Raw genomic sequence first — 12485 nt, 5'->3', positions numbered from 1 at the left:
CGTATTACCCCTTCATCCGGTTGACGTCGTCGACCGCGATGGTGCCGCGACCGCGGAAATAGATCACGAGAATGGCGAGGCCGATCGCGGCTTCACCCGCGGCGACCGTCAGCACGAACATCGCGAACACCTGTCCGACGAGATCATGGAGGAACGCCGAGAACGCGACGAGATTGATGTTCACCGCCAGCAGGATCAGCTCGATCGCCATCAGGATGACGATGAGGTTCTTGCGGTTCAGGAAGATGCCGAGCACCCCCATCGTGAACAGGATCGCCGCGACGACCAGATAATGGACGAGACCGATCGTCACAGTTCGACTCCCTGCCCGACGACCGGGCTCGTGTTGCGCGTGGCGTCCTGCGGACGGCGCGCGTTCTGGCGGCTGATGTTCTGCGCCTTGACGCCGCCACGCTGGCGGTGGGTCAGCACGATCGCCCCGATCATCGCGACCAGCAGTACCAGACCGGCACCCTCGAACACGAACAGATAGCGCGTATAGAGCAGGTTACCGATCGCCTGGATGTTCGGCACGGTGTCGTCGATCGGTGCGGCACGCCGTGCGAGCTGGATCGGACCGGTGCTCCAGGCACCGATCGCTATCATCACCTCGGCGGCGAGTGCGACGGCGAGCGCGAGGCCGATCCCGAAATACCGGGCGACGCCTGCGCGAAGTTCGGTGAAGTCGATGTCGAGCATCATGACCACGAACAGGAACAGCACCGCGACCGCGCCGACATAGACGATGACGAGCAGCATCGCGATGAACTCGGCGCCGACCAGGATCATGAGGCCGGCCGCGTTGAAGAACGCGAGGATCAGCCACATCACCGAATGGACCGGGTTACGCGACGCGATCGTCAACGCGCCCGACAGGACGACGACGAAGGCGAAGAGGTAGAAGGCTAAGGCCTGAATCATGAGGTCCTCGTCACCCCAGCGAACGCTGGGGTCTCAAGCCGCGCGGGCGCGCTCTGAAACGGGGAGATCCCAGCGTGCGCTGGGATGACGGAGTAGGTCTGGGTCATCGTCGCGAGCGCTTAACGGTACGGCGCATCGGCGGCAAGGTTCGCCGCGATCGCGCTTTCCCAACGGTCGCCATTATCGAGCAGCTTCGACTTGTCGTAGATCAGCTCTTCGCGCGTCTCGGTGGCGAACTCGTAGTTCGGCCCCTCGACGATCGCGTCGACCGGGCACGCCTCGGCACACAGGCCGCAATAGATGCACTTGGTCATGTCGATGTCGTAGCGCGTGGTACGGCGCGAACCGTCGTCACGCGGCTCGGCCTCGATCGTGATCGCCTGCGCAGGGCACACGGCCTCGCACAGCTTGCACGCGATGCACCGCTCCTCGCCATTCGGATAGCGACGCAGCGCATGCTCGCCGCGGAACCGCGGCGAAACCGGGTTACGCTCGTACGGATAGTTGATCGTCGCCTTTTCCTTGAAGAAATAGCGAAGCGTCAACGCGTGCGCCTTCACGAATTCCCACAGGGTAAACGACTTGATGATCTGAGCGACGCTCATGAACCCACTCCAACGCGCGTCAGCATGAGATAGCCCGACACGAGGAAAACCCAGAACAGCGAGACGGGGAGGAAGACCTTCCAGCCGAGCCGCATCAGCTGATCGTAGCGATAGCGCGGCACGGTCGCCTTCACCCAGCTGAACAGGAAGAAGAAGAACAGGATCTTGGCGAACAGCCAGATGATCCCCGGCACGTAATACAGCGGTGCCCAGTCGACCGGTGGCAGCCAGCCGCCCCAGAACAGCGTCGCGTTCAGCGCGCACATCAGCAGCACGTTGGCGTACTCGCCGAGCCAAAACAGCGCGAACGACATCGACGAATATTCGGTCTGGTACCCGGCGACGAGCTCGCTCTCCGCCTCGGTCAGATCAAAGGGCGCACGCTGCGTCTCGGCCAGGCTCGAGATGAAGAACATCACCGCCATCGGGAACATCAGCGGGTTCAGGATGTACCCGTTGAAGAACCAGACGTGCGACTTCTGCGCCATCACGATCGCCGACAAGTTGAAGCTGCCAGTCCACAGCACGACCGAAATCAGGATGAAGCCGATCGCGACCTCATACGACACCATTTGCGCGGCCGCACGAAGCGCCGAATAGAACGGGTATTTCGAGTTCGACGCCCAACCCGACAGGATGATCCCGTAGACGCCGAGCGACGAGGCCGCGAGCACGTAGAGCAGCCCGACGTTGATGTCCGCGAGCACGACACCAACCCCGAACGGCACCACCGCCCAGACGATCAGCGCGACCGTGAAGGTGATGATCGGGGCGAGCAGGAACAAAGTCCGGTTGGCGGCTGCGGGGACGATCGTCTCCTGCAGGAACACCTTCAGGCCGTCGGCGAAGCTCTGCAGCAAACCGAACGGACCGACGACGTTGGGACCACGCCGCAACGCCATCGCCGCCCAGATCTTGCGGTCGGCATAGATGATCATCGCCACCGCCAGCATCAGCGGCAGGGCGATCACGAGGATGTCGATGATCGTCGCGAGGAAAAACGCCCAGTCGTAACCGAGCGAGGATTCGAACCAGGAGATCATTCGGCTGCCTCCGCGTAGTCTTCCCCGTGGAGAAGTTCGGCCGAGCAGCGCTGCATCGTCGGCGACGCGCGGCAGATCGCGTTGGTCAGGTAGAAGTCCTTGATCGGATAGCCCGCGAGGACACCCTCACCTGCACCATTAAGCGAAGGCGGGTTCCACTCGAACGTCGCGAGCGCCTGATGACGCAGCGCAGGCACGTCCGCGTACATTTCCTCGCGCAGCCCCTCGAAGCTGTCAAACGGAAGCGTGTGGCCAAGCGTGTCGGACAACGCGCGGAAGATCGACCAGTCGTCACGCGCGTCGCCCGGTGCGAACACCGCGCGCTCGCCGCGCTGGACGCGCCCCTCGAGATTGACCCACGTGCCCGACTTCTCGGCATAGGTGACGCCCGGCAGGATGACGTCGGCGGCCGCCGCACCCTTGTCGCCGTGATGGCCTACGAACACCTTGAAGCCGGCGAACTTCGAATAGTCCACCTCGTCCGCGCCGAGGAAGAAGCCGAGCTTCGCCCCCATCACGTCGGCGATGCCGCCCTTCTGCGCATAGCCGAGCATCAGCCCGCCCATCCGCGAGGCTGCCATGTGGACGACGTTGAAGCCGTTCCAGCCGTCCTTCAAGAGACCGAGCGTATCGACGAGCTTCAGCGCAGCCGCATGGCCACCCTTCAGCGCGCCTCCACCGACGATCACCATCGGACGCTCGGCCTTGCCGAACGCCTCGGTCACCGCGTCAGGCAGACTGCCGAGCAGCGCCAGATCGTCGCCGAGCCATTCGACCTTGTACGTCAGGTCCGTCTCCGGCCCGATCGCAAAGACCTTCGCGCCCTTCTTGATAGCCTTGCGCACCCGCGTGTTCACCAGCGGCGCTTCCCAGCGCAGGTTGGTGCCCACCAGCAGGATCGCGTCGGCACGCTCGGTGCCGGCGATCGTCGTGTTGAAATTGACCGCGGCGATGCTCGTCGCATCGTAATCCATGCCGGTCTGACGACCTTCGAGCAGGCTCGATCCCATCTTCGCCAGCAGCGCCTTGGCGGCGTACATCGTCTCGCAATCGACCAGATCGCCGGCGACAGCCGCAACGCTCGACCCGGCGTTTACCGCCTTGATCGCTGCAAACGCTTCATCCCACGTCGCGGGAACCAGCTTGCCGTTCACCCGGACATAGGGCTTGTCGAGACGACGACGAACCAGGCCGTCGATCGCGTGGCGCGTCTTGTCGGTCGCCCACTCCTCGTTCACGTCCTCATTGATCCGCGGTACGCAGCGCAATACTTGGCGACCACGGCTGTCGAGCCGGATGTTGGTGCCGACCGCGTCCATCACGTCGATCGTCAGCGTCTTGCGCAATTCCCACGGACGCGCTTCGAACGCATACGGCTTCGACGTCAGTGCACCGACCGGGCACAGATCGACGACGTTGCCGGAAAGCTCGCTCTTGACCGCATTCTCGAGATACGAGGTGATCTGCATATCCTCGCCGCGGAAGATCGCACCGATCTCCTCGACGCCGGACACTTCCTCGGCGAACCGGATGCAGCGCGTGCACTGGATGCAGCGGGTCATGACCGTCTTGACGATCGGACCCATGTACTTCTCGGTGACCGCGCGCTTGTTCTCGTCGTAGCGCGAATGGCCGCGGCCATAGGCTACCGACTGGTCCTGAAGATCGCACTCGCCGCCCTGATCGCAGATCGGGCAATCGAGCGGATGATTGATCAGCAGGAATTCCATGATGCCCTCGCGGGCATTCTTCACCATCGGCGAGTTGGTGAAGATCTCCTGCTTGTCCGCCGCCGGCAGCGCGCACGACGCCTGCGGCTTGGGCGGACCAGGCTTCACCTCGACCAGGCACATCCGGCAATTGCCGGCGATGCTCAGCCGCTCATGATAACAGAAACGCGGAATCTCCTTGCCGGCAAGCTCGCACGCCTGCAGCACGGTGGCACCCTGCGGCACCTCGATCTCTACGCCATCGACTTTGACTAAGGGCATTACTCTGCGGCTTCCATCATCGGCGCGGTTTCGCCACCGCGCTCACGGATACGGCGCTCCATCTCGGGGCGGAAATGCTTGATCAGGCCTTGGATCGGCCATGCGGCTGCGTCTCCGAGCGCGCAGATCGAGTGACCCTCGACCTGCTTGGTGACCTGCTGGAGCATGTCGATCTCGGACAGTTCGGCGTCGCCGGTGCGCATCCGCTCCATCACGCGCCACATCCAGCCAGTACCTTCGCGGCACGGGGTGCACTGGCCACAGCTCTCATGCTTGTAAAAGTACGAGATGCGGCTGATCGCGCGGACGATGTCAGTCGACTTGTCCATGACGATGATCGCCGCGGTGCCGAGGCCCGAGCCGACCGCCTTCAGGCCGTCGAAGTCCATCGCGCAGTCCATGATCTGCGCGGCGGGCACGAGCGGCACCGAAGAACCACCCGGGATCACCGCGAGCAGGTTGTCCCAGCCGCCACGAATGCCGCCGCAATGCGTCTCGATCAGGTCGCGGAACGAGATGCTCATCTCCTCCTCGACGACGCACGGCTTGTTCACATGGCCGCTGATCTGGAACAGCTTGGTGCCGCGGTTATTCTCCGCGCCGAAGCTGGAGAACCACGCCGCGCCACGTCGCAGGATTGTGGGGGCAACCGCGATCGACTCGACGTTGTTCACCGTCGTCGGGCAGCCATAGAGGCCTGCGCCCGCCGGGAATGGAGGCTTCAGCCGCGGCTGGCCCTTCTTCCCCTCGAGGCTCTCCAGCATCGCGGTCTCTTCGCCGCAGATGTACGCGCCCGCACCCCGGTGCACGAACACGTCGAAGTCGTAGCCCGACCCGCACGCGTTCTTGCCGATGAAGCCGCGATCATAGGCCTCGGCAACGGCTGCGAACAGCGTCTCGGCCTCGCGAATATACTCGCCGCGGATGTAGATGTACGCCGCACGCGCGCGCATCGCGAACCCGGCGATCAGTGCGCCTTCGATCAGCTTGTGCGGATCGTGACGGATGATCTCGCGATCCTTGCAGCTGCCCGGCTCGGACTCATCGGCGTTGATGACGAGGAAGTTCGGCCGGTCCGGCTTCGGCTCCTTCGGCATGAACGACCATTTGGTACCGGTCGGGAAGCCCGCACCGCCACGGCCGCGCAGCCCCGACGCCTTCATCACGTCGATGATAGCGTCCTGGCCGAGCGCCATCAGGTCCTTGGTGTTGTCCCAATCGCCGCGCATGATCGCCGCGTCGATATTCCACGGCTGAAAACCGTAGACGTTGGTAAAGATGCGATCCTTGTCGGCGAGCATCAGGCCCACTCCCCCCGGTAATCGTGGTTCGCGTCGACCATCGCCTTCAGCGAGGTCGGGCCGCCTTCTGGGCAGCTCGCGCGACGACCGAATTGCGGACCCGGCGTCGGGTGCCCGCCATTGGCCAGCGCTTCGAGAATCTCGGTCGTCTTGTCGTAATCGAGATCTTCGAAGTTATCATCGTTGATCTGCACCATCGGCGCGTTCGCGCACGTACCCAGGCACTCGACCTCGGTCAGCGTGAACATGCCGTCCGGCGTCGTGCCACCCTTGACCAGCCCACGGTTCTTGCACGCGGCCAGAACGTCGTCCGACCCACGCAGCATGCACGGCGTCGTACCGCAGACCTGGACATGGAAGCGACCGACCGGCGCAAGGTTGAACATCGTGTAAAACGTCACGACCTCGTACACGCGCATGTACGGCACGCTGATCTGACGCGCGACGAACTCGATCACCGGCACCGGCAACCAGCCCTGCGTCTGCGTTTCCGCACCGACCTGGCGCTGAGCAAGATCGAGGAACGGGAGCGACGCCGACTGTTCGCGACCCTTGGGATAGCGCCCGAGAATCTCGTTCGCCTTCACCTGGTTCTCATCCGTCCATGCGAACGAACCCCAGCGTGCGCGGGTCTCGGCCTCGTCGGGGATTTTTGGTGCTTCAGCCATTAGCGAATGAACTCCACGCGATCGACTTGGTCGCCGCTGAAGGAATATATGGACATGACCTCGAACTGGTCGCCGTCCGGCGCGCGCGCGACCGTCTCGTGCAACACGACGGTATCGCCCAGGACATAGCTCGACATGATATCGGCGCGGTTCTGCGGATACTGCTCGAACATTGCCTTCAGACCGGACCGAACGCCTTCGCGCCCGTCACGTAGGACAGCGCCGCGATAGGTCGCCTCGCAGGCATCCTCGGTCATCAGCGCGACATACCCGTCGGCATCCTGATCGTTGTACAGCGCGATCATACGATGGGCGGTGTCGATACGCGGATCGCTCATCGATCGCACTCGCCGAACACGATATCCATCGCGCCGAGGATCGCGGTCGTATCCGCCAGCATGTGGCCCTTCGCCATGAAGTCCATGGCTTGCAGATGCGAGAACGCGGTCGGGCGGATCTTGCAGCGGTACGGCTTGTTCGAGCCATCGGCGACGAGATACACGCCGAACTCGCCCTTGGGGCTCTCGGTTGCGACATAGACGTCGCCGGCAGGCACGTGGAAGCCCTCGGTGTAGAGCTTGAAGTGATGGATCAGCGCTTCCATCGACTGCTTCATCTCGCCACGCTTGGGCGGCACGACCTTACGATCGAGCGACGCGATCGGCCCCTCGGGCATGTCGCGCAGGCACTGCTTCATGATCCGCGCGGACTGACGCACTTCCTCCACGCGCACCATGAACCGGTCATAGCAATCGCCGCGTGTGCCGACCGGCACCTCGAAGTCCATCTTCGCATAGGCGTCGTAGGGCTGCGACTTGCGCAGATCCCAGGCGATCCCCGAGCCGCGGATCATCGGGCCGGAAAAGCCCCATTTGATCGCGTCGTCGCGACTGACCACGGCGATGTCGACGTTGCGCTGCTTGAAGATGCGGTTGTCCGCGACCAGCGAGATCGCATCCTCGAACAGCCGCGGCAGGCGCGTGTCGAGCCAGTCGCCGATGTCGGCCAGCAACTTCAACGGCGCATCCTGATGCACGCCACCGGGACGGAAATAGTTCGAATGCATGCGCGCGCCAGAAACGCGCTCGAAGAAGTTCATGCAGTCTTCGCGAATCTCGAACAGCCACAGGTTCGGCGTCATCGCGCCGACGTCCATGACGTGCGACCCGAGATTGAGCATGTGGTTCGAGATGCGCGTCAGCTCGGCGAAGAACACCCGCAGATACTGCGCGCGCTCGGGCACTTCGAGGTCGAGCAGCTTCTCGACCGCCAGCACCCAGCTATGCTCCATGCACAGTGGCGAGCAGTAATCGAGACGATCGAAATACGGCAGCGCCTGCACGTACGTCTTGTACTCGATCAGCTTCTCGGTGCCGCGGTGCAGCAGGCCGATATGCGGATCGACGCGCTCGACGATCTCACCGTCCAGCTCCATGACAAGGCGCAACACGCCGTGCGCGGCCGGATGCTGCGGACCGAAATTGATCGTGTAGTTCTGGATCGTGACGTCGCCGGTCGTGGGATCGGCGAGATCGGCTTGACCCAGCAGTTCGTCGACATAGTCGCTCACTGGTTCTGTCCCCCAGTTCCGTTGGCACCCTTGCTCGGGATAACATCCGATTCCACGGGCTTGTCCTGCTTTTGGTTGCCTGGATCGGGTTCGCCAGCGCCACTCTGTCCCGTGTGCTTCGCGTCCTTCTTGGCATAGGGTTCGCTCGGCGCGGCCGGTGCCTTGGTCGGCGACTGCGCGGCATCAGCCTTGACGATCGTGTCGGCCTTGAGCGGCGTCGGCGCGCCCTTGGTCTCGGGCAAAGCGCCCTTCTCGTCGCCGGGAAGCACGTAGTTCGCGCCTTCCCACGGGCTCATGAAGTCGAACGTGCGGAAGTCCTGCGCGAGCTGCACCGGCTCGTACACGACGCGCTTCGACTCTTCCGAATAGCGCAGCTCGACATACCCGGTCAGCGGGAAGTCCTTGCGCTGCGGGTGACCACGAAAACCGTAATCGGTCAGGATACGCCGCAGGTCCGGGTTGCCGGTGAACAGCACGCCGTACATGTCGTACACTTCGCGCTCGAGCCAGCCCGCGACCGGCCAGATGCCCGTCACCGACGGCACAGGCTTTTCCTCGTCGGTCGCGACATGGACGCGCAGGCGATGGTTTCGCGTCAGCGACAGCATGCAATAGACGACCTCGAACCGCTCCGCGCGATCTGGATAGTCGACGCCCGCGATCTCCATGAGCTGCTGGTAGGCAAGCCCCGGCGTGTCGCGCAGCGCGATCATCGCGTCGTACAAGTCTTCGCGACGGACGTGCAGCGCGACTTCGCCGACATGGTCGACAGCGTCCAGCAGCATGCCGCCGAGTGCCGCGCGGGCGCTGTCGATCACGCCGTCGTTCGACGTGTAAGCTGGTGCGGGAGCCCTCAACGCTCGATGCTCCCGGACCGCCGGATCTTCCGTTGCAACTGCATGATGCCGTACAGCAACGCCTCAGCCGTCGGCGGGCACCCGGGGACATAGATGTCCACCGGCACGATCCGGTCGCAGCCACGCACGACGCTATAGCTGTAATGATAATAGCCGCCGCCGTTCGCACACGATCCCATCGAGATCACGTACTTCGGCTCGGACATCTGGTCGTAAACCTTGCGCAGTGCCGGCGCCATCTTGTTGCACAGCGTCCCGGCAACGATCATCACGTCCGACTGGCGCGGCGACGCGCGCGGTGCGGCGCCGAAGCGCTCGAGATCGTAGCGCGGCATGTTGACGTGGATCATCTCGACCGCGCAGCACGCGAGCCCGAACGTCATCCACCACAGCGAGCCGGTGCGGGCCCACTGGAACAGCTCCTCGGTCGACGTGACAAGGAAACCCTTGTCCGTCAGTTCACCGTTCAATCCGTCGAAAAAGCCCTGGTCGGGTGGCACCAGCGAGCTGGGCGAACCGGGTGCGGGCTGAAGCTCTACTCCCAATCGAGTGCTCCCTTCTTCCATGCGTAGACGAGGCCAAGGGCCAATTCGCCGATAAAGATCATCATCGAAATCCACGCGGTCCAGCCGAGCGTGAAGACCGAGACGGCCCAGGGATACAGGAACGCGGCCTCGAGATCGAAGATGATGAAGAGGATGGCGATCAGGTAGAAGCGTACGTCGAACTGGCTCCGCGGATCCTCGAATGCGGGAAAGCCGCACTCGTATTCGCTGAGCTTCTCAGGCGTAGGCTTGTGCGACCCGGTGAGGCGCGAGACGGCCATCGGCAGGAACACGAACGTGCTCGACAATGCGATGGCGATCCCGAGGAACAGGAGGATCGGAAGATAGTGCGACAGGTCGACCAAATTGCTTCTCGCAAGTGCGAACGGAACGGGGCCGCTTTAGGCCGATGGCGGGTGATGGGCAAGGCTCGCAGGGTGTGAGAATCACTCGCAACACGAGGAGAAATGACGCGCGAGGGTCATCGCTGGACGCGTGCTATCAACAGCCGTGACCTTAGCTCGATTTGAATATTAGTGAGCTTCTGGTTCTTACGGCTCACCTAACCCGTGCCTGTCGCTTAGCACCTCATACCTGTCACCTGCCTTATACCCGTCACCCGCTTCTCCCCGTCGCCCGTCTCTTCCCGTCACCCCAGCGAAAGCTGGGGTATCATGGTTGGCGAGCGCAGCGGCCACCACGGGGATACCCCAGCTTTCGCTGGGGTGACGGATGGTGGCAGGGTTGGTCGGCAGACGGGGCAGCGACAGAAAGAAGAACAGAGAGAGAGAGAGAGAGAAGAAGGCGCCCCCTCCCTCCGCGTTAACGCAGCGCGCCGGCGACCAGCTTATGCAACCGCGAGTGCAGCGCATCGTTCGCCGCGAGGAACTCGTTGCGCTCCATCGCCCGATCGCCACCGCGGAAATCGGTGACGAAGCCGCCGGCTTCCTTGACCAGCAACATCCCCGCCGCGACGTCCCAGGGCTTCAGGTTCGATTCCCAGAACCCGTCAAAACGACCGGCAGCAAGCCAGGCAAGATCCAGCGCCGCTGCGCCAAGCCGACGAATGCCCGCCACTTCAGGCGCAACCGCACCGAAGATCCGGCTCCACTGCGCGAAGTCGCCATGCCCGAGGAACGGGATCCCCGTAGCAATTAGCGATTCGGAAAGATCACGCCGCGACGACACGCGCAGCCGCTGGTCGGTAAGCCACGCCCCCCGGCCCTTCTCGGCCCAGAAGCTCTCGTCGGTCAGCGGCTGATACACCAGCGCCGTGGTAACCTCGCGCTTGCCGTTCGGCATCGGCTCCTCAACCGCGATCGAGATGCAGAAATGCGGGATGCCGTGAAGGAAGTTCGACGTCCCATCCAGCGGATCGACGATAAACCGCGGCTTGTTCGGATCGCCCTCGACCTCGCCGCGCTCCTCCATGAGCATGCCCCAATCGGGACGCGCATGGCTCAGTTCTTCGAAGATCGTCTGCTCGGCGCGCTGGTCGGCCTGGCTGACGAAGTCGGCCGGACCCTTGCGGCTTACCTGAAGCTGTTGCACCTCGTTGAAGTCGCGGCGCAGGCGCGGCGCTGCCTTGCGGGCAGCGCGCTCGATGACGGTCATGATGCCTGAATGGCTGGGCATTGAAAATCTCCACCTCTCCACTTGGAAGAGGGCGGGTTGGTGTTCCCAGGAAAGTGGCGCGATGACGCAGCCAGCACTCACCCTTCTTGTGGCAGCGAAGGTTAATCCGCGCGCCTTACGTACGTCTGCTCGTAGACATCGACCACGATCCGCGTTCCGGCACCGATATGCGGCGGCACCATCACGCGCACGCCGTTCTCGAGCACCGCAGGCTTGTAGCTCGACGACGCGGTCTGACCCTTCACGACGGCATCCGCCTCGACGATCAGCGCCTCGATCGTGTCGGGCAGCTGGACCGAGATCGGACGCTCTTCCCAGAGCTCCATCACAACGTCCATGCCGTCCTGCAGGAACGCCGCGGCGTCGCCCAGGATGTCGGCATCGAGCGAGATCTGCTCGTAATTGATCTTGTCCATGAAGGTGAGCATGTCGCCTTCGCGGAACAGAAACTGGAAGTCGACGGTCTCGAGCCGCACCTTCTCGACGCTCTCTGCGGAGCGGAAACGGATGTTGTTCTTGCGGCCGTCGATGAGGTTCTTCATCTCGACCTGCATATAGGCACCGCCCTTGCCGGGCTGGGTGTGCTGAATCTTGACGGCGCGCCAGATGCCGCCCTCATATTCAAGGATGTTGCCGGGACGAATCTCGACCGCGTTGATCTTCATGACCGATTCCTGCTGGAAAGAGCTAGGGGCCGCCCGCGAAGCATGGCCCTAGGGCGTGGCTCTGCGGAAACCCGAAGCGGCGGGCTTTAGCGGGCGCGCTCGCGTCCGGCAAGCAGCGGGTACGGGTTCACGTTCTCCCCTTGCCACCAGCGCTCGCCCGGCCGCATCTTGGTGAGCCCAAAATGCAGGTGGTAGTTGCCGGCGCCCGCATCGCCGGTGTCGCCGACATACCCAAGCGTGTCGCCGGCCTTGACCGTCATGCCCTCGCGTACGCCGGCCGCGTACCCAGCGAGGTGCGCGTAATAATAGGTCCAGCGACGATCCGGCGAGCGGACGTAGAGCGTGATCCCACCGAGCCCGCTCTGAAACAGCTTCTCGATCCGCCCCGGCGCGGCCGCGACGACCGGCGTGCCGCCCGCTGCCATGATGTCGGTCCCGTGATGCCCGCGCGTCCCGCCGCCGCGCGCGTCGTTCCAGCTGTCCGTGATCGTTTTTCGCAGAACGCCGGCTACCGGGACGGCGAGCACGCCCGTCGTATCAGGAATAGCTGACGTCCCGACCGGGGGCGGAGGCTTGCGCCACGCTACCCTATGCTCGCCGCCGCTGCCGAACGACACCATCGAAGCGAATCCGCCGACAACGACCACGATCAACGCAAGAATGATCCAAAACGTCCGCGTCATC

The 12485-nt window shown here is 63.5% G+C and carries 15 protein-coding genes; all 15 read right to left on the bottom strand.

Features of this window, described 5'->3' with window-relative positions:
- Nucleotides 1-4 precede the first annotated feature (4 nt).
- Nucleotides 5-313, bottom strand: coding sequence for an NADH-quinone oxidoreductase subunit NuoK (gene nuoK, locus SJY41_RS03725; protein WP_082441002.1), 309 nt, complete (start codon nt 311-313; stop codon nt 5-7).
- A complete protein-coding gene (locus SJY41_RS03720) occupies nt 310-921 on the bottom strand; it encodes an NADH-quinone oxidoreductase subunit J (RefSeq protein WP_056048540.1) in 612 nt (203 codons plus the stop codon). Before SJY41_RS03720 ends, nuoK begins: the two co-directional genes overlap by 4 nt.
- A 119-nt stretch (nt 922-1040) precedes the next feature.
- Complete coding sequence (nuoI, locus tag SJY41_RS03715; RefSeq protein WP_055877898.1) at nt 1041-1526, bottom strand: NADH-quinone oxidoreductase subunit NuoI; 486 nt, start codon at nt 1524-1526, stop codon at nt 1041-1043.
- A complete protein-coding gene (nuoH, locus tag SJY41_RS03710) occupies nt 1523-2569 on the bottom strand; it encodes an NADH-quinone oxidoreductase subunit NuoH (protein ID WP_056058320.1) in 1047 nt (348 codons plus the stop codon). The genes nuoI and nuoH overlap by 4 nt, the downstream gene beginning before the upstream one ends.
- Nucleotides 2566-4560 carry an NADH-quinone oxidoreductase subunit NuoG gene (gene nuoG / locus SJY41_RS03705; RefSeq protein ID WP_380779161.1) on the bottom strand — a complete coding sequence of 665 codons (1995 nt, stop codon included), beginning with the start codon at nt 4558-4560 and terminating at the stop codon, nt 2566-2568. The genes nuoH and nuoG overlap by 4 nt, the downstream gene beginning before the upstream one ends.
- On the bottom strand, nt 4560-5861 hold the full coding sequence (gene nuoF, locus SJY41_RS03700; RefSeq protein WP_380779159.1) for an NADH-quinone oxidoreductase subunit NuoF: 1302 nt from the start codon (nt 5859-5861) through the stop codon (nt 4560-4562). Before nuoF ends, nuoG begins: the two co-directional genes overlap by 1 nt.
- Entirely contained in the window at nt 5861-6529 is a 669-nt protein-coding gene (locus SJY41_RS03695) for a complex I 24 kDa subunit family protein (RefSeq protein ID WP_380779158.1), read from the bottom strand. Before SJY41_RS03695 ends, nuoF begins: the two co-directional genes overlap by 1 nt.
- The gene (locus tag SJY41_RS03690) at nt 6529-6867 is read right to left on the bottom strand and encodes a nuclear transport factor 2 family protein (protein ID WP_380779156.1); all 339 of its coding nucleotides are present in this window, start codon (nt 6865-6867) and stop codon (nt 6529-6531) included. Before SJY41_RS03690 ends, SJY41_RS03695 begins: the two co-directional genes overlap by 1 nt.
- Nucleotides 6864-8078 carry an NADH-quinone oxidoreductase subunit D gene (locus tag SJY41_RS03685; protein ID WP_380784046.1) on the bottom strand — a complete coding sequence of 405 codons (1215 nt, stop codon included), beginning with the start codon at nt 8076-8078 and terminating at the stop codon, nt 6864-6866. The genes SJY41_RS03690 and SJY41_RS03685 overlap by 4 nt, the downstream gene beginning before the upstream one ends.
- Nucleotides 8079-8095: 17 nt before the next feature.
- Nucleotides 8096-8956, bottom strand: a complete 861-nt coding sequence (locus SJY41_RS03680; RefSeq protein WP_380779154.1) for an NADH-quinone oxidoreductase subunit C — start codon at nt 8954-8956, stop codon at nt 8096-8098.
- The gene (locus tag SJY41_RS03675; protein ID WP_056058310.1) at nt 8953-9501 is read right to left on the bottom strand and encodes an NADH-quinone oxidoreductase subunit B family protein; all 549 of its coding nucleotides are present in this window, start codon (nt 9499-9501) and stop codon (nt 8953-8955) included. Before SJY41_RS03675 ends, SJY41_RS03680 begins: the two co-directional genes overlap by 4 nt.
- Nucleotides 9492-9866: an NADH-quinone oxidoreductase subunit A gene (locus SJY41_RS03670; protein WP_056048518.1), complete on the bottom strand. Its 375-nt coding sequence runs from the start codon at nt 9864-9866 to the stop codon at nt 9492-9494. The genes SJY41_RS03675 and SJY41_RS03670 overlap by 10 nt, the downstream gene beginning before the upstream one ends.
- Nucleotides 9867-10323: 457 nt before the next feature.
- Entirely contained in the window at nt 10324-11136 is an 813-nt protein-coding gene (locus tag SJY41_RS03665; RefSeq protein WP_056048515.1) for an inositol monophosphatase family protein, read from the bottom strand.
- Nucleotides 11137-11237: 101 nt separating this feature from the next.
- The gene (gene efp, locus SJY41_RS03660) at nt 11238-11801 is read right to left on the bottom strand and encodes an elongation factor P (protein ID WP_093397280.1); all 564 of its coding nucleotides are present in this window, start codon (nt 11799-11801) and stop codon (nt 11238-11240) included.
- Nucleotides 11802-11887: 86 nt separating this feature from the next.
- Complete coding sequence (locus SJY41_RS03655) at nt 11888-12484, bottom strand: M23 family metallopeptidase (RefSeq protein ID WP_380779151.1); 597 nt, start codon at nt 12482-12484, stop codon at nt 11888-11890.
- Nucleotide 12485 lies beyond the last annotated feature (1 nt).

The organism is Sphingomonas sp. R86520, from assembly GCF_042466285.1.
Lineage (GTDB): Bacteria > Pseudomonadota > Alphaproteobacteria > Sphingomonadales > Sphingomonadaceae > Sphingomonas.
This window is presented reverse-complemented; position numbering and strand designations above follow the sequence as displayed.